Genomic DNA, 16,230 nt, shown 5'->3' with positions numbered 1-16,230 from the left:
GACCCGCACTGGTGCGGGTCCAGGACTGGGCCGCCCGAGTGAATCCATCGGTGGCCGAGATAGTGTGAACGTGCTGATCAGAATGCGCCGCGTGACGTGTCAAGAGGTACAAAGACCCGTTTATCCGGGTCGGCTTGGTCCTTGCGCGCAGGGTGAACGTTCTCCAAGATTGGCTTCGCGGCCCGCTGGGCCGAGGGGCGAAGCGATGAACCGCCGGGCGAGTCTGGTCGCCGGTCCGACGGGGAGCTAGAGGCGAACCCACCGCCTGGAGTCGCAATCGAGTGAGGTTGCCTCATGCGCAGCTTGGGCCCGCGGATGGAAGTCGCCGTAGCCATGACCATTCTCGGAGTGGGTGCCGCCGTGGTGGCTGCCATGCACCTGACCTGGCCCGAACCCGAACTGCCCGCGATGGCGTACGCGGTCAGCGGCGGTGAGGCCGGGGTGTCGGACCTGAAGCCGTTCGAGATCAACGACATCTCCGGTGCGGCGGTGGAGTTGACGCCGGGCAGCGAGGGTTCGCGCCTGGTGCGGTTGTCGAACCCGAACAGCGTGGACATCGTGGTGTTGACGCTCCAGGCCGTGCCTGGGCAGCCGTTGGACGAGACGCAGAACCGGGTGCCGGACTGCCCGTCCGGCGTGCTGACCGTGCTGCCGATGCCGGAGCCGGTCACCATCCCGCCGGCCGGGTCGGTCGAGGTGGAGATGGTCGTGCAGATCGCGCACGACGTGCCGGAGTCCTGCGAGGACCTCGTCTTCCCGCTGACCTACTCGGGCCGGGCGGCGCGCGCCTGACCTGTTCGTGATCACTCGAACGGGAACCCGAGCCGGCGGGACAGCTGTGCGACACTCGATCGCATGAACGAAGTGCCCGGACGCGGTCTCTCGGGCGAGGCCCCTGAGTGCCCATTCTCCCCGGACGGGCGGCACGTGAAATCAGCCGTGCCGGGGCGCAACACCTGTCAGTTCTGCGGGGCGTCGATGTGAGCGCGGTTCAACTGCCCCACGACGCACGGGGCGAGCCGCTGTGCAACCACAACCAACCCGGGCGTTGTACCTGGTGGTGCAGCTACCGCCGGGGCGTGCTGTGCATCGGTCCCGTCGTCGCCCTGATGATCGCCGGGGCGCTCATCCTGTGGGCGACCGGCGAAGAGGACGCCCGTGAACGGGTGGCGCACGCGTTCGCCGCGGTCTGCCTCGTGCTCGGCGTGTCCGTCCCGATCGTGATCTTCGTGAACTCCGCCAGCGACCGCCCCTGACCCCTGAGTCACCGGATCGGCTACTGCGGCCGGGTCCGTGGCGAATCGCCGTGACGAGTCCGTTCACCGCGACACCGCGGAGCGCTCCGGTGTGCAACGCTTCCGGCATGAGCGAGTACGACTACGACCTGGTCGTGATCGGGTCGGGCCCCGGTGGGCAGAAGGCCGCCATCGCCGGCGCCAAGCTGGGCAAGCGGGTCGCCATCGTGGACCGGCCGGACATGGTGGGCGGGGTGTGCGTGAACACCGGCACCATCCCGTCGAAGACGCTGCGCGAGGCGGTGATGTACCTGACCGGTATGGCTCAGCGCGAGGTCTACGGCGCGAGCTACCGGGTCAAGCACGACATCACCATCTCCGACCTGCTCGCCCGCACGCAGCACGTGATCGGCCGCGAGGTCCAGGTGGTGCGCGCGCAGCTGCACCGCAACCAGGTGGACCTGCTCAGCGGCACCGCCAGTTTCGTCGACCCGCACACGATCGCCGTGCAGGGCGCCAACCGCGGCGACCACCACGAGATCACCGGCGAGCACATCGTGATCGCCACCGGCACCCGTCCCGCGCGACCGGACCAGGTGGACTTCGACGAGGAGCGGGTGCTCGACTCCGACGAGGTGCTGGCGCTGGAGTCGATCCCGTCGTCGCTGGTCGTGGTGGGCGCGGGCGTGATCGGCATCGAGTACGCGTCGATGTTCGCCGCGCTGGGCAGCCGCGTGACGGTGGTCGAGCAGCGCGACCGGATGCTGGACTTCTGCGACCCGGAGATCGTGGAATCGCTGAAGTTCCACCTGCGCGACCTCGCGGTGACGTTCCGGTTCGGCGAGAAGGTCGTCAACGTCGACGTGTCCGAGACCGGCACGGTGACCACGCTGGCCAGCGGCAAGCGCATCCCGGCCGCCGCGGTGATGTACTCGGCCGGGCGGCAGGGCAACACCGAGGCGCTGGACCTGCACAACGCGGGCCTGGAGGCCGACCACCGCGGCCGGCTGGCGGTGGACGAGCGCTACCGCACGCCCGTCGAGCACATCTACGCCGTCGGTGACGTGATCGGCTTCCCGGCGCTGGCCGCCACGTCGATGGACCAGGGCCGGCTCGCCGCCTACCACGCGTTCGGCGAACAGGCGCGCGAGCTGTCCGCGCTTCAGCCGATCGGGATCTACACCATCCCGGAGATCTCCTACTGCGGCGCCACGGAAGCCGAGCTGACGTCGTCCGCCGTGCCGTACGAGGTGGGTCTGGCGCGGTACCGGGAGCTGGCGCGCGGCTCGATCGTCGGCGACGCCTACGGCATGCTCAAGCTGCTCGTGTCCACTGTGGACCGCAAGCTGCTCGGCGTGCACCTGTTCGGCACGGGTGCGACCGATCTGGTCCACATCGGGCAGGCGGTCATGGCGTGCGGCGGCACGATCGACTACCTGGTCGACACCGTGTTCAACTACCCGACCCTGTCCGAGGCGTACAAGGTGGCGGCGCTGGACGCCACGAACAAGATCCGCGCCCTGGAGCGCTTCGGGGCCTAGGCACGGCTCAGGAACGGCCTAGGCGCCCACGAGCTTCGTGACGAGGTGCAGGCGCGCGTCGTGCACGTCCCGCAGCGGCGGCACGAGCAACGTCGGCATGCCGACCGCGACGCCGGCCCCGTCGTGGGTGGCGCGGTCGCCGACCATCAGCGTCTCGTCCGGTGTGGTGTCGAGTTCGCGCAGCGCGAGGCGGAAGATCGCCGGATCGGGCTTCACCACACCGTGTTCGAAGGACAACACGAACGAATCGACGGGCAGGTCGCCGAACGCCGGCCGGATGTCGAAGTGGATGTCGCTGAGCACCCCGATCCGCACGCCGCTGTCGTGCAGCGCGTGCAACGTCGGCTCGACGTCCACCGCGAACGGGTTGAACGCCGGGTCGGCCTCCACCGCGTACAGCGAATCGGCCAGCTCCCGGTCCAGCCCGGCCGCCCGGAACACCTCGTAGTACGTCTCCCGGTGCAGGACGGCGTCCGCGTCCACGCCGGGCACGTCCATCCGTGCCAGGTCCAGCCCACTCACCACCTCGGCGGCCTGGCCGACGTCCCGCCCGATCCGCCGCAACGCCTCGCCCACCCAGCCCCGGAACGTGGGTGTGAGCACCAACGTCCCCCGCCAGTCGAAGATCACGGCCCGCAGCCGGTCGGACATCCGCCCACACTCCTCGTTGTCACGGTGAGTAGTTCCTCGGCTCACTCTTGTGAGAGTGCCGAACCACTCCGGCAGGTGGCTACCGTTTTGAGGGGGCCTGCTCAGCGACGCTTGGACATGCTGTGGCCGAGGCCCGCGATGGTCGACAGGATGAAACCGACGAGGAACAGCCCGACACCGAGGCCGCGGTTGCCTTGCACCGAGTCGAACGTGTCACCCGCGCTGCCGATGACGCCGAACACGACGATCGCGAATCCCGCTATCGCGGTGAGCGCCCCGACCCACGTGAACACCTTGACCCAGGTCGGCGCGGTCGACAGGTCCAGGTAGCCGCGCCGGCGTCGGCCACGGCTGAAGCCGTGGTGGAAGTGGTGATGGTGGTCGTGGTCGTGGTCGTGGTCGGGACCGTCGTCCCAGGCGTTGGCGCTGGGGAAGCCGTTGTCCGGGATGCCGTCGTTGTTGAAATCGCCGTCGTGCCCGGATGAGTGGCCGTGCGTATTGTCGTCCATCGAGCCCCCCGTTTCCCCTGGCCACAGGTGATAGCACGGCGGAACGGGCCGGCGCGGGCGTTCGCGGCAACCTCGAACAAGTTGAGTGACTTTGCATCAGCGTGCATACTTATCCGTATGACGGTACGGATCGCGGTCGCCGGGGCCAGCGGGTACGCCGGGGGCGAGGTGCTCCGGCTCCTGCTCGGGCACCCGGACGTGGAGATCGGCGCGTTGACCGCCGGCGGCAGCGCGGGCTCGACCCTGCTCGCCCACCAGCCACACCTGCTGCCACTGGCCGACCGGGTGCTGGAAGAGACGACCGCGGACACCCTCAAGGGCCACGACGTCGTCTTCCTCGCCCTGCCCCACGGACACTCGGCCGAGATCGCCGCGCAGCTCGGCGACGACACCCTGGTCATCGACTGCGGCGCGGACCACCGGCTCACCGACGCCGCCGCCTGGGACCGCTGGTACGGCGGCACGCACGCGGGCAGCTGGCCGTACGGCCTGCCCGAGCTGCCCGGTCAGCGCGACGAGCTGCGCGACACCCGCCGCGTCGCCGTGCCCGGCTGCTACCCGACCGTGTCCTCGCTGGCCCTGGCCCCCGCGATGGGGCTGGTCGAGCCCGAGGTGACCGTGGTGGCCGTCTCCGGCACGTCCGGCGCGGGCAAGTCGCTCAAGCCCAACCTGCTCGGCTCCGAGGTCATGGGTTCGCTCAGCGCCTACGGCGTCGGCGGCGCGCACCGGCACACACCCGAGATCACGCAGAACCTCTCCAAGGTGGCGGGGGAGAACATCAAGGTCTCGTTCACCCCGATCCTGGCGCCGTTGCCGCGCGGCATCCTCGCCACCTGCTCGGCGACGCTCAAGAACGGCGACGAGGACATCCGCGCCGTCTACGAGAAGGCGTACGCCGACGAGCCGTTCGTGCACCTGCTGCCGGAAGGCCACTGGCCGACCACGGGCGCGGTGCTCGGCTCGAACGCCGTGCAGCTCCAGGTCACCGTGGACCGCGACCTCGACCGGCTCGTGGTCGTCGCCGCGATCGACAACCTGGCGAAGGGCACCGCGGGCGCCGCGGTGCAGTGCATGAACCTGGCACTCGGCCTGCCGGAGACCACCGGCCTGTCCACCGTGGGAGTGGCACCGTGAACCGCAACACCACCGGCCTGTCCACCGTGGGAGTGGCACCGACTGCGCACAGCGGGGCACCCGCACCCGAGCGCGATAAAGGCGTCACCGGACCGAAGGGCTTCAAGGCCGCCGGTGTCGCGGCCGGCATCAAGGAGTCCGGTGCGCTGGACCTGGCGCTGGTCGTCAACGAGGGCCCCGGCCAGGCCGCCGCGGGCGTCTTCACCACCAACCAGGTGAAGGCCGCGCCCGTGTTGTGGTCGCAGCAGGTGCTGAAGGAGCGCAAGCTCGCCGCGGTCGTGCTCAACTCCGGCGGCGCGAACGCGTGCACCGGCCCCGAGGGCTTCCAGGACACGCACGCCACCGCCGAGAAGGTCGCCGAGGTGCTCCAGGTGGGCGCCATCGAGATCGCGGTGTGCTCCACCGGTCTGATCGGCGAGCGGCTGCCGATGGACAACCTCCGGATGGGCGTGGAGAAGGCGGCGCAGGAACTCGCTTCCACCGACCAGGCCGGGCTGAACGCCGCCACCGCCGTGATGACCACCGACACGCACCCCAAGCAGTCCTGGGCGAGCCACCCGGACGGGTGGTCCGTGGGCGGGTTCGTCAAGGGCGCGGGCATGCTCTCGCCGAACATGGCCACCATGCTCAGCGTGATCACCACCGACGCGGTGATCGACGGCGACGCCCTGGACGCGGCCCTGCGGGCGGTCACCGCCAAGACCTACGACCGGCTCGACGTGGACGGCGGCACGTCCACCAACGACACCGTCCTGGTCCTGGCCTCCGGCGCCTCGGGCGTCACGCCGACCGCCGAGGAGTTCGCCGGCGTCCTCACCGCCGTGGCGCACGACCTGGTCAAGCAGCTCCAGGGGGACGCGGAGGGCGTGACCAAGGAGGTCGCCATCACGGTCAACGGCGCGCTCACCGAGGCCGAGGCGGTCGTGGTCGCCAAGACCGTCGCCGAGGACAACCTGGTCAAGACCGCGCTGTTCGGCTCGGACCCGAACTGGGGCCGGATCGCGATGGCCGTCGGCCGTTCGCAGGCCACCGTGGACCAGCACAAGCTCGGCATCACCATGAACGGCGTCACCCTGTTCGAGGACGGCCACAAGGCCGCCGACCGCAGCGAGGCCGACCTGTCCGGCCGCGACGTCGAGATCGTGATCGACCTGAACCTGGGCGACGGCACCGCGACCGTGCTCACCACCGACCTGTCGCACGCCTACGTCGAAGAGAACAGCGCGTACAGCTCATGACGACACCGCAGGCCAAAGCGGGCATCCTGATCGAGGCGCTGCCCTGGTTGCAGCGCTTCCGGGGCGCGATCGTGGTCGTCAAGTACGGCGGCAACGCCATGGTGGACGACGAGCTGAAGCGCGCGTTCGCGCAGGACATGGTGTTCCTCAAGCTCGCGGGCCTGCACCCGGTCGTGGTGCACGGCGGCGGACCGCAGATCGCGGCGATGCTCAAGCGGCTCGGCATCGAGACCGAGTTCCGCGGCGGCCTGCGCGTCACCACGCCGGAGGCGATGGACGTCGTCCGCATGGTGCTGGTCGGCCAGGTCCAGCGGGAGCTCGTCGGCCTGATCAACGAGCACGGGCCGTTCGCGGTGGGCCTGTCCGGTGAGGACGCCCACCTGCTGACCGCCGCCCGCCGGCCGGCCATCGTGGACGGTGAGCCGGTGGACATCGGCCTGGTCGGCGACATCGCGGAGGTCAACCCGGACGCGGTGCTGGACATCGTGCGTGCGGGCCGCATCCCGGTCGTGTCCAGCGTCGCCCCGGACATCGACGGTGTGGTGCACAACGTCAACGCCGACACGGCGGCAGGCGCGGTGGCGGTGGCGCTGAAGGCCGAGAAGCTGGTCGTGCTCACCGACGTCGAGGGTCTGTACTCGGACTGGCCGGACAAGAGCTCGCTGCTGCACCAGGTGCGCGCCGAGCAGCTGGAGAAGATGCTGCCGGACCTGGACAGCGGCATGGTGCCGAAGATGGAGGCCTGCCTGCGCGCGGTGCGCGGCGGCGTCCCCGAGGCGCACGTGATCGACGGCCGGCTCGCGCACTCGGTCTTGCTGGAGGTCTTCACCTCGGAAGGTGTCGGAACAATGGTGTTGGGGGACGAGGCATGAGAGACCAGCAGCGGTGGCAAGCCGTGATGATGAACAACTACGGCACGCCCGGCCTGACCCTCACCCGCGGCGAGGGCGCGTACGTCTGGGACGTCGACGGCAACCGGTACCTCGACCTGCTCACCGGTATCGCGGTGAACGCGCTAGGCCACGCCCACCCGGCGATCGTGGCCGCGGTGACCGAGCAGATCGGCAAGATCAGCCACACCTCGAACCTCTACATCAACGAGCCCGCGCTCAAGCTCGCCGAACGGCTGCTGGACCTGTCCGGTGTGGACGGTGACGGCCGGGTGCTGTTCTGCAACTCCGGCGCGGAGGCCAACGAGTCCGCGTTCAAGCTGAGCCGCCGCACCGGCCGCACCAAGGTCGTGTCCACCGACGGCGGTTTCCACGGCCGCACCATGGGCGCGCTCGCGCTCACCGGCCAGCCCAAGAAGCGCGACCCGTTCGAGCCGCTGGTGCCCGGTGTCGTGCACGTCCCGTACGGCGACGTGGCCGCGCTCGAAGCCGCGATCGACGACGAGACCGCCGCGTTCATCGTGGAGCCCATCCAGGGCGAGAACGGCGTGGTCGTGCCGCCCGAGGGCTACCTCCAGGCCGCCCGCCGGATCACCACCGAGCACGGCGCGCTGCTGATCCTGGACGAGGTGCAGACCGGCATCGGCCGGCTCGGCACCTGGTTCGCGTTCCACCAGGTCGGGATCGTGCCGGACGTGATCACCCTGGCCAAGGGCCTGGGCGGCGGCCTGCCGCTGGGCGCGTGCATCGCGGTCGGCCCGGCCAAGGACCTGTTCGAACCCGGCCAGCACGGCACCACGTTCGGCGGCAACCCGGTCTGCTGCGCCGCCGCGCTCGCGGTGCTCGACACGATCGCCGCCGACGGCCTGCTGGAGCACACCGCCGCGGTCGGCAAGGAGATCGCGACCGGTGTCGAGGCGCTGGACCACCCGCTCATCTCCGGTGTGCGGGGCGCCGGCCTGCTGCTCGGGATCACGCTGCGCGAGGCGGTCTCGGCGAAGGCCGCGGCGGCCGCGCAGCAGGCCGGTTATCTGATCAACCCGATCCAGCCCGACGTCATCCGGCTGGCACCGCCGCTGGTGCTGGCGGAGGCCGACGCCCACCGACTGGTGGCCGACCTGCCGTCGTTCCTCGCGGCGGACCTGAAGACTGGTCAGGAGACGTGATGGTGCGACACTTCCTGCGTGACGACGACCTGACGCCCGAGGAGCAGGCGCAGGTCCTCGACCTCGCCGACAGCTACAAGGACGACCGGTTGAGCCACAAGCCGCTGGCCGGGCCGAAGTCCGTCGCGGTGATCTTCGAGAAGAACTCCACCCGCACCCGGCTGTCGTTCGAGGTGGGCATCGCCCAGCTCGGCGGCAACCCGGTGATCATCGACGGCCGGTCCATGCAGCTCGGCCGCGAGGAGACCATAGAGGACACCTCCCGCATCCTCTCCGGGTACGTGGACGCGGTGGTGTGGCGGACGTTCGCGCAGAAGCGCATCGACGCGATGGCGTCGGTCTCGCGCGTCCCGGTGATCAACGCGCTGACCGACGAGTTCCACCCGTGCCAGGTGCTCGCCGACCTGCAGACCATCCGGCGCGTGCACGGCGGGCTGGCCGGCCTCACCGTCACCTACCTGGGCGACGGCGCGAACAACATGTCGCACTCGATGCTGCTCGGCGGCGTCACGGCGGGCATGCACGTGCGGATCGCCGCGCCGGAGCTGTTCCAGCCGCTGCCGTGGGTGATGGACGACGCCCGCAAGCGCGCCGAGGAGACCGGCGGCTCGATCCAGGTCATCGTCGACCCGCGCGAGGCCGTGGACGGCGCGGACGTGCTGGTCACCGACACGTGGACGTCGATGGGCCAGGAGAACGACGGCCGTGACCGGATGCGCCCGTTCCGGCCGTACCAGCTCAACGCCGAACTCGTCGCCGCGACGGGTGTGAAGACGACCGTGCTGCACTGCCTGCCCGCGCACCGCGGCCAGGAGATCACCGACGAGGTGCTGGACGGCCCGCACAGCGCGGTGTGGGACGAGGCGGAGAACCGCCTGCACGCCCAGAAGGCGCTGCTGGTCTGGCTGCTGGAGCAATCGCCGGAGCAATCGCCGGAGCAGCGACGATGACCCGGACCGCGCGGCAGGCCCGCATCGTCGAACTGGTCGCCCAACGCGCCATCCGCAGCCAGTCCGAGCTGGCGAAGACGCTGGCGGTGGAAGGCATCGAGGTCACCCAGGCCACGCTGTCGCGCGACCTGGACGAGCTGGGCGCGGTCAAGCTGCGCGGACCCGACGGCGGCGCGCCGGTCTACGTCATCCCCGAGGACGGCAGCCCGGTGCGCGGCGTGCAGGGCGGCACGTCCCGGCTGACCAGGGTGCTCAACGAACTGCTGGTGTCGGTGGACCACTCCGGCAACCTCGCCATCCTGCGCACCCCGCCCGGCGCGGCCCAGTTCCTGGCCAGCGCGTTGGACCGGGCCGCGCTGCACGACATCGTCGGCACCATCGCGGGTGACGACACCATCCTCGCCGTGGCGAGGGAACCGCTCACCGGAGCGGACCTGGCAGCACGCGTGAGCGCGCTCGCCGCGGGGCAGGACCAAGGACAACAGGGAGAAAGTCATGAGTGAGCGGGTCGTACTCGCGTACTCCGGCGGACTGGACACCTCCGTCGCCATCGGCTGGATCGCCGAGGAGACCGGCGCCGAGGTCGTCGCCGTCGCGGTCGACCTCGGCCAGGGCGGCGAGGACCTGGAGACGATCCGCAAGCGCGCGCTGGACTGCGGCGCGGTGGAAGCCGTCGTGGCCGACGCCCGCGACGAGTTCGCCGAGCAGTACTGCCTGCCCGCGCTCCAGGCCAACGCCCTCTACATGGACCGCTACCCGCTGGTGTCGGCGCTGTCCCGGCCGGTGATCGTCAAGCACCTGGCCGAGGCCGCCAAGTACCACGGCGCGACGACCGTGGCCCACGGCTGCACCGGCAAGGGCAACGACCAGGTCCGCTTCGAGGTCGGCATCGGCGCGCTCGCGCCCGACCTGAGGGTGATCGCGCCGGTCCGCGACTACGCGTGGACCCGCGAGAAGGCCATCGCGTGGGCCGAGGACCGGAACCTGCCGATCGACGTGTCGAAGAAGTCGCCCTACTCGGTGGACCAGAACGTGTGGGGCCGCGCGGTGGAGACCGGGTTCCTGGAGGACATCTGGAACGCGCCCGTCGAGGACGTCTACTCCTACACGCAGGACCCGGCCGAGCCGCGTGACGCCGACGAGCTGGTCATCACCTTCGACAAGGGCGTGCCGGTCGCCATCGACGGCGAGACGGTGACCGTGCTCCAGGCCGTCCAGGAGCTCAACCGGCGGGCGGGCGCGCAGGGCGTCGGCCGGCTGGACATCGTCGAGGACCGGCTGGTCGGCATCAAGTCGCGCGAGGTCTACGAGGCGCCGGGCGCCATCGCGTTGATCACCGCGCACCAGGAGCTGGAGAACGTCACCCTGGAGCGCGACCTGGCCCGCTTCAAGCGGCAGGTCGAACAGCGCTGGGGCGAGCTGGTGTACGACGGCCTGTGGTTCTCGCCGCTCAAGTACGCCCTGGACAGCTTCATCCAGAACACCCAGCAGCACGTCACCGGCGAGATCCGGGTGGTGCTGCACGGTGGCCGCGCGGTCGTCACCGGCCGGCGCAGCGAAGAATCGCTGTACGACTTCAACCTGGCCACCTACGACGAGGGCGACACGTTCGACCAGTCGTTGGCCAAGGGCTTCGTCCAGTTGTGGGGCCTGCCGAGCAAGATCGCCGCGAAGAGGGATTTGGGCAAGTGAGTTCACTGTGGGGTGGCCGGTTCGCCAGTGGTCCGGCGGACGCGATGGCTTTGTTGTCCGCGTCGACGCACTTCGACTGGCGGCTCGCGCCGTACGACATCAGGGGTTCCCGCGCGCACGCCCGCGTGCTGCACCGCGCGGGCCTGCTGACAGCCGACGAACTGGACCGGATGCTGGTGGCGTTGGACGCCCTGGAGGCCGACGTGGCCTCTGGAGCGTTCACGCCGACGTTGGCCGACGAGGACGTGCACACCGCGCTTGAGCGCGGCCTGATCGAGCGTGCCGGGGCCGAGTTGGGCGGCAAGCTGCGCGCCGGCCGGTCCCGAAACGACCAGGTGGCCACGCTGTTCCGGATGTGGCTGCGTGACGCGGCCCACCGGGTGTCCGCGGGCGTGCTGGACGTGGTCGAGGCGTTGGCCGACCAGGCGACGGCGCACGCCACCGCCGTCATGCCCGGCCGCACGCACCTGCAGTCCGCGCAGCCCGTGCTGCTGGCGCACCACCTGCTCGCGCACGGGCAGGCGTTGCTGCGGGACGTCGACCGGCTGCACGACTGGGACAAGCGGGCCGCCCTGTCGCCGTACGGGTCGGGCGCGTTGGCGGGGTCGTCGCTGGGGCTGGACCCGGCGGCGGTGGCCGCCGAACTGGGCTTCGACGGGCCGGTGGAGAACTCGATCGACGGCACCGCGTCGCGCGACTTCGCCGCCGAGATCGCGTTCGTGCTGGCCATGATCGGGGTGGACCTGTCCAGGATCGCCGAGGAGGTGATCATCTGGACGACGGCCGAGTTCCGGTTCGCCGTGCTGGACGACGCGTGGGCCACCGGCAGTTCGATCATGCCGCAGAAGAAGAACCCGGACGTGGCGGAGCTGACGCGGGGCAAGTCCGGTCGGCTGATCGGCAACCTGACCGGGCTGCTGGCGACGTTGAAGGCACAGCCCCTGGCGTACAACCGGGACCTCCAGGAGGACAAGGAGCCGCTGTTCGACTCGGTCGAGCAGCTGGAGCTGCTGCTGCCCGCGTTGGCCGGGATGATCGGCACCATGCGGTTCGACACCGCGCGGATGGCCCTGCTCGCGCCGGCCGGGTACACGTTGGCGACCGACATCGCCGAGTGGCTCGTGCGGCAGGGCGTGCCGTTCCGGGTGGCGCACGAGGCGGCGGGGTCGTGCGTGCGGGCGGCCGAGGCGCGTGGCGTCGGTCTGGAGGAGCTGACCGATGAGGAGTTCGCCACCATCTCGCCCGCGTTGACGCCGGACGTGCGTAGCGTGTTGACCGTGGAAGGTTCCATCGCCTCACGTGACGCCCACGGCGGCACCGCGCCCGACCGGGTCGCCGAGCAGTTGAAGAGGTTGCGCGACAAGGTGTCCATTGCCCGACACACCTAGACAGCTCACCGAGCAGGAGCTCGCGATCGACCCCGTCGACGCCGCGCGGCTCCTGCTCGGCAGCGTCATCGAGTCGACCACCCCCGAAGGCGTGGTGGGTGTGCGGATCGTGGAGGTCGAGGCGTACCGGGGCGGTGACGACCCGGCGTCCCACTGCTACCGGGGACGTACGCCGCGCAACGACGTGATGTTCGGGCCGGCGGGTCGGCTGTACGTGTACTTCGTCTACGGTATGCACTTCTGTGCGAACGTGGTGTCGTCGACCGACGGCGTGCCCGGTGCCGTGCTGCTGCGTGCGGGCGAGGTCGTGACCGGCACACCTTTGGCCCAGGCCCGCCGCCCATCCGCCCGCAGCCACGCCGAACTGGCCAAGGGCCCCGCCCGCCTCACCGGCGTCCTAGGCCTGGACCGAGCCCACAACGGCGTCAACCTCACCTCTTCCGACGCCTCCGTCCGCCTACTGGCCGCCGACCCAGTCGACCCCACCGACATCCGCACCGGCCCCCGCGTAGGCGTAGCCGTAGCAGTGGACGTCCTCTGGCGCTTCTGGCTCGACTCACCCGCCGTCAGCACCTACCGCCGAGGCACCCGCCGCACCCGCCTAACCTTCTAACCCCCCGCGTGTCCAACACCCAGAACGCGCGTGTCCAACGCTCGGAACGGGTGAGTTCTACGCTCAGGTTCGACGAACCGGCGACTCGTGGCGTTCTGAGCGTTCAACTCGGGTGTTCTGAGCGTTGGACACGCGCGTTCCAGACGTAGGACACGCGCGTTCTGGAGGTTGGACACGCGGTGGGGTCAGAGTTCGCCGAAGACGTGGGTGCCGGGGGCGTCGGCGTCGTCGCCGGCCCAGAACTCGACCCAGTGCTGGACGAACTCCGACTTCGAGATCGAGCCGTCACCGTCCAGGTCCAGGCGGGCGAAGACGGCGTCGGTCGGGGCGTCGTCGCCGGTCCAGGCGTGGATCATGCGGGCGTACTCGGGCGCGGACACCTCGCCGTCGCCGTCCTCGTCCACCGCCTCGAACATCGACTCGGCCGTGGCCACCACGAGGTCGAGCATGGTGCCGAGGTTGCTCACCACGCTCAGCACCTCGTCCAGCGTGGCCTTGTCGTCGCGGTTCTGGTCGGACGCCGCACGCAGCGCGTCCCACCAGCCCATCATGATCTCCCGCAGCCGTTCCTGCTCGTCCGCGCCCCGGATGTGCACCCACCGGTCCGTCAGCGCCTCGAAATCGGCCCGCTCGAGGAACCCGTCGCCGTTCACGTCCATCGCGTTGAACACGATGGAGGTCTTCTTCCGCTGCAAGTCGCTGGCCACGAAAGCAAACTTGGCCGGGGAACGCGGCGAGGACAATTGACCAGCCGGGGCATACCGGAGTGCGCCAGAGTGAACGCCGTGGTGACGGTCGGTAGTGCCCGCTTACCGCACGGTCCGCCGGTACCAGACCCGCCGCTCACCGGTGGGCAACGCGACGCGGCTGATGATGTTCGTCAGCACCGCCCCGATCACCAGCCACAGCAACGCCGCCAGACCGTCGTTGAACAACGCCCGCAGGCCCGCGTTCGGCGGCGTGAACAGGTCGCGCAGGCCCAACGACACACCCGCCGACCACGACTCGATGAACTGCGCGAACCCGTTCGCCGGGTTGGCGCCACCGATCACCAGGAAGATGTGGATCGCCAGGATGACGGCGAACGACCAGCACACCACGTCGATCACCGCGCACGCGACGCGCACCGCACGCACCCTGCCGTCACCGCGCTCGACGACCTCCTCCTGCTGGTACGGCTCCTCCTGCCGGTAAAGCTCCTGCCGGTAAGGCGTCTCGGACGGGGGCACGACCTCGGCGGGACGGCGGTGAACGTGACGCGGGTCAGCGGGACGTCGATCGCGATCCGGGTAGGTCATCGCTGCGGTCCTCCTCGTTAGAGCCCTCTGGGCGGCTACCCGGCACCGACACCGACTCAAACTGCTTTGACCAAGTGGAGGAGAATGGCCTCCCGTGAGCGAGCACATCCTCGATGAGCTGTCCTGGCGCGGCCTGATCGCGCAGTCCACCGATCTCGACGCCCTGCGGAAGGATCTCGACGCCGGCCCGCTCACCCTCTATTGCGGGTTCGACCCCACCGCGCCCAGCCTGCACGCCGGCAACCTCGTCCCGCTGCTCATGCTGCGCCGCTTCCAGCGTGCCGGGCACCGGCCGATCGTCCTCGCGGGCGGCGCGACCGGCATGATCGGCGACCCCCGTGACAGCGCGGAGCGCGCGCTCAACTCACTGGACACCGTCGCCGACTGGGCCGGGCGCATCCGCGGCCAGCTGGAGCGGTTCGTCGAGTTCGACGACAGCCCCACCGGCGCGGTCGTGGCCAACAACCTCGACTGGACCGGCAACGTCTCGGTGCTGGAGTTCCTGCGGGACGTCGGCAAGCACTTCTCGATCAACGTCATGCTGTCCCGCGAGACGGTCAAGCGCCGCCTCGACGGCGAGGGCATGTCGTACACCGAGTTCAGCTACCTGCTCCTGCAATCGCACGACTACCTCCAGCTCAACCGGAAGTACGGGACCAGGCTCCAGGTGGGCGGCTCCGACCAGTGGGGCAACATCATCGGCGGCGTCGACCTGGTCCGGAAGGTCGACGGCAGGTCCGTGCACGCGCTGACCGCACCGCTGGTCACCGACGCCGACGGCCGCAAGTTCGGCAAGTCCACCGGCGGCGGCAACGTGTGGCTCGACCCGCAGATGACCTCGCCGTACGCCTGGTACCAGTACTTCGTGAACGTGGGCGACGCCGACGTGCTGCGCTACCTGAGGCTGTTCACCTTCCTGTCCCAGGAGGAGATCGCCGAGCTGGAGCGGCAGACCGCCGAGGCGCCGCACCTGCGGGCCGCGCAGAAGAAGCTGGCCCAGGAGTTCACCGACCTGGTGCACGGCGAGCACGAGACCCGGCAGGTCATCGCGGCGAGCCAGGCCCTGTTCGGCCGGGGCGAACTGCGCGAGCTGGACCTGTCGACGTTGGAGGCCGCGATGGCGGAGGCGCCGACCGGCGAGGTTCGGCTGGCCGACGCGCCCACGATCGTGGAGCTCCTGGTCAGCTCCGGGCTGGCGGACAGCAAGGGCGCGGCGCGGCGCACGGTGAAGGAGGGCGGTGCGTACGTGAACAACGCGAAGGTCACCGACGAGGAGTGGGTGCCCGCCAAGGAGGACCTGCTGCACGGGTCTTGGCTGGTCGTCCGACGCGGCAAGCGCAACACCGCAGGGGTGCGGGTACAGGTCTGACCTGCGCGAACACCCTCCGGCAGAGCTGGGTTGAAGGCCGTCGGTCCCGCGAGGACCGACGGCCTTCGTGATCTCTGAGTGTGATCGCGGTCACACTGTTGTAGTCGGATCGGGTCGGATAGCGTGGAGACGACTGCGGCACGGGCTGCTGACCTGCGGTTTCAGCCTGTGGTGTGGTGCTGTGCCCCCGATTTGACCTCCGGTTCGGGTGCGTGTAACTTTCTCCATGTCAGCGCGGAACGGGCCGGGAAGCCGGAACGGAGTGCTGGTAGGTCACGAACCAAGCTCACACCTAGCGTGGTAGAGTGGGTGACCTCGGAACGGAAGACCCAGTCGAGGCTCGTTTGAGCCGTAGCGACCAGGGCGTCTAGTTTCAAACACAAGCTTTATGAAACACAAGCCTCGGATCTGGCCGCGTCAGCGGTGGGTGATGATGAGCGCGTGTTCTTTGAGAACTCAACAGCGTGCCGAATAGCCAGTAAATTGTATGAACCTCGTCAAGAGGTTTTCCTTTGAGATTGTTACTGGACAACTGACATTATTGTCAGTGTTGTTC

Annotated in this window: 17 protein-coding genes; 13 read left to right on the top strand and 4 right to left on the bottom strand. The window is 69.7% G+C overall.

Annotated features, from left to right (window positions below):
* The first annotated feature begins 294 nt into the window (after window positions 1-294).
* From ALI22I_RS15265 to sthA, 3 genes are all read left to right on the top strand, one after another.
* Complete coding sequence (locus ALI22I_RS15265; RefSeq protein ID WP_077006156.1) at window positions 295-792, top strand: hypothetical protein; 498 nt, start codon at window positions 295-297, stop codon at window positions 790-792.
* Between the two features lie 287 nt (window positions 793-1,079).
* Window positions 1,080-1,256 (top strand): hypothetical protein, encoded by a 177-nt coding sequence (locus ALI22I_RS50840; protein WP_179118242.1) that lies wholly within the window; start codon window positions 1,080-1,082, stop codon window positions 1,254-1,256.
* Between the two features lie 107 nt (window positions 1,257-1,363).
* A complete protein-coding gene (sthA, locus tag ALI22I_RS15255) occupies window positions 1,364-2,776 on the top strand; it encodes a Si-specific NAD(P)(+) transhydrogenase (RefSeq protein WP_077006310.1) in 1,413 nt (470 codons plus the stop codon).
* An 18-nt stretch (window positions 2,777-2,794) separates the two neighbouring features.
* Here sthA and ALI22I_RS15250 read toward each other — a convergent pair whose 3' ends face one another.
* Together ALI22I_RS15250 and ALI22I_RS15245 are read right to left on the bottom strand one after the other, a co-directional pair.
* Window positions 2,795-3,427, bottom strand: a complete 633-nt coding sequence (locus ALI22I_RS15250) for an HAD family hydrolase (protein WP_238598375.1) — start codon at window positions 3,425-3,427, stop codon at window positions 2,795-2,797.
* 101 nt (window positions 3,428-3,528) lie between these two features.
* Window positions 3,529-3,936, bottom strand: coding sequence for a hypothetical protein (locus ALI22I_RS15245; RefSeq protein WP_077006154.1), 408 nt, complete (start codon window positions 3,934-3,936; stop codon window positions 3,529-3,531).
* A 117-nt stretch (window positions 3,937-4,053) separates the two neighbouring features.
* Here ALI22I_RS15245 and argC point away from each other — a divergent pair, with 117 nt between their 5' ends.
* From argC to ALI22I_RS15200, 9 genes are read left to right on the top strand one after another with little or no spacing between them, the layout of a single operon-like run.
* Window positions 4,054-5,070: an N-acetyl-gamma-glutamyl-phosphate reductase gene (gene argC, locus ALI22I_RS15240; RefSeq protein ID WP_077006153.1), complete on the top strand. Its 1,017-nt coding sequence runs from the start codon at window positions 4,054-4,056 to the stop codon at window positions 5,068-5,070.
* A 26-nt stretch (window positions 5,071-5,096) separates the two neighbouring features.
* Window positions 5,097-6,308, top strand: coding sequence for a bifunctional glutamate N-acetyltransferase/amino-acid acetyltransferase ArgJ (argJ, locus tag ALI22I_RS15235; RefSeq protein WP_443216944.1), 1,212 nt, complete (start codon window positions 5,097-5,099; stop codon window positions 6,306-6,308).
* Window positions 6,305-7,180 carry an acetylglutamate kinase gene (gene argB / locus ALI22I_RS15230; protein ID WP_077006152.1) on the top strand — a complete coding sequence of 292 codons (876 nt, stop codon included), beginning with the start codon at window positions 6,305-6,307 and terminating at the stop codon, window positions 7,178-7,180. Before argJ ends, argB begins: the two co-directional genes overlap by 4 nt.
* Window positions 7,177-8,364: an acetylornithine transaminase gene (locus tag ALI22I_RS15225; protein ID WP_077006151.1), complete on the top strand. Its 1,188-nt coding sequence runs from the start codon at window positions 7,177-7,179 to the stop codon at window positions 8,362-8,364. The genes argB and ALI22I_RS15225 overlap by 4 nt, the downstream gene beginning before the upstream one ends.
* Window positions 8,364-9,314, top strand: a complete 951-nt coding sequence (argF, locus tag ALI22I_RS15220; protein WP_077006150.1) for an ornithine carbamoyltransferase — start codon at window positions 8,364-8,366, stop codon at window positions 9,312-9,314. Before ALI22I_RS15225 ends, argF begins: the two co-directional genes overlap by 1 nt.
* Entirely contained in the window at window positions 9,311-9,817 is a 507-nt protein-coding gene (locus ALI22I_RS15215; RefSeq protein ID WP_077006149.1) for an arginine repressor, read from the top strand. Before argF ends, ALI22I_RS15215 begins: the two co-directional genes overlap by 4 nt.
* Window positions 9,810-11,006 carry an argininosuccinate synthase gene (locus ALI22I_RS15210; RefSeq protein WP_077006148.1) on the top strand — a complete coding sequence of 399 codons (1,197 nt, stop codon included), beginning with the start codon at window positions 9,810-9,812 and terminating at the stop codon, window positions 11,004-11,006. Before ALI22I_RS15215 ends, ALI22I_RS15210 begins: the two co-directional genes overlap by 8 nt.
* Window positions 11,003-12,394 (top strand): argininosuccinate lyase, encoded by a 1,392-nt coding sequence (gene argH, locus ALI22I_RS15205; RefSeq protein ID WP_143532219.1) that lies wholly within the window; start codon window positions 11,003-11,005, stop codon window positions 12,392-12,394. The genes ALI22I_RS15210 and argH overlap by 4 nt, the downstream gene beginning before the upstream one ends.
* Entirely contained in the window at window positions 12,378-13,007 is a 630-nt protein-coding gene (locus tag ALI22I_RS15200; RefSeq protein WP_077006146.1) for a DNA-3-methyladenine glycosylase, read from the top strand. The genes argH and ALI22I_RS15200 overlap by 17 nt, the downstream gene beginning before the upstream one ends.
* 185 nt (window positions 13,008-13,192) lie before the next feature.
* On the opposite strand, the gene ALI22I_RS15195 is transcribed toward ALI22I_RS15200, so the two are convergent.
* A complete protein-coding gene (locus ALI22I_RS15195) occupies window positions 13,193-13,714 on the bottom strand; it encodes an EF-hand domain-containing protein (protein WP_179118241.1) in 522 nt (173 codons plus the stop codon).
* A 102-nt stretch (window positions 13,715-13,816) separates the two neighbouring features.
* Window positions 13,817-14,305, bottom strand: coding sequence for a hypothetical protein (locus ALI22I_RS15190; protein ID WP_143532218.1), 489 nt, complete (start codon window positions 14,303-14,305; stop codon window positions 13,817-13,819).
* Window positions 14,306-14,399: 94 nt separating this feature from the next.
* Between ALI22I_RS15190 and tyrS the strand changes: the two genes are divergently transcribed.
* Window positions 14,400-15,674, top strand: a complete 1,275-nt coding sequence (gene tyrS / locus ALI22I_RS15185) for a tyrosine--tRNA ligase (protein ID WP_077006145.1) — start codon at window positions 14,400-14,402, stop codon at window positions 15,672-15,674.
* The last annotated feature ends 556 nt before the right edge of the window (window positions 15,675-16,230 follow it).

It is taken from the genome of Saccharothrix sp. ALI-22-I, from assembly GCF_001984175.1.
Lineage (GTDB): Bacteria > Actinomycetota > Actinomycetes > Mycobacteriales > Pseudonocardiaceae > Actinosynnema.
Note: the sequence above shows the minus strand (reverse complement) of the source record. Positions and strands in the feature narration are given on the sequence as shown.

What these genes read in the sequence shown, in the direction of transcription:
- ALI22I_RS15265 (WP_077006156.1), top strand. Translation starts at nt 295, where the DNA reads ATGCGCAGCTTGGGCCCGCGGATGGAAGTCGCCGTAGCCATGACCATT.
- sthA (WP_077006310.1), top strand. Translation starts at nt 1,364, where the DNA reads ATGAGCGAGTACGACTACGACCTGGTCGTGATCGGGTCGGGCCCCGGT.
- ALI22I_RS15250 (WP_238598375.1), bottom strand. Translation starts at nt 3,427, where the DNA reads ATGTCCGACCGGCTGCGGGCCGTGATCTTCGACTGGCGGGGGACGTTG.
- ALI22I_RS15245 (WP_077006154.1), bottom strand. Translation starts at nt 3,936, where the DNA reads ATGGACGACAATACGCACGGCCACTCATCCGGGCACGACGGCGATTTC.
- argC (WP_077006153.1), top strand. Translation starts at nt 4,054, where the DNA reads ATGACGGTACGGATCGCGGTCGCCGGGGCCAGCGGGTACGCCGGGGGC.
- argB (WP_077006152.1), top strand. Translation starts at nt 6,305, where the DNA reads ATGACGACACCGCAGGCCAAAGCGGGCATCCTGATCGAGGCGCTGCCC.
- ALI22I_RS15225 (WP_077006151.1), top strand. Translation starts at nt 7,177, where the DNA reads ATGAGAGACCAGCAGCGGTGGCAAGCCGTGATGATGAACAACTACGGC.
- argF (WP_077006150.1), top strand. Translation starts at nt 8,364, where the DNA reads ATGGTGCGACACTTCCTGCGTGACGACGACCTGACGCCCGAGGAGCAG.
- ALI22I_RS15215 (WP_077006149.1), top strand. Translation starts at nt 9,311, where the DNA reads ATGACCCGGACCGCGCGGCAGGCCCGCATCGTCGAACTGGTCGCCCAA.
- ALI22I_RS15210 (WP_077006148.1), top strand. Translation starts at nt 9,810, where the DNA reads ATGAGTGAGCGGGTCGTACTCGCGTACTCCGGCGGACTGGACACCTCC.
- ALI22I_RS15190 (WP_143532218.1), bottom strand. Translation starts at nt 14,305, where the DNA reads ATGACCTACCCGGATCGCGATCGACGTCCCGCTGACCCGCGTCACGTT.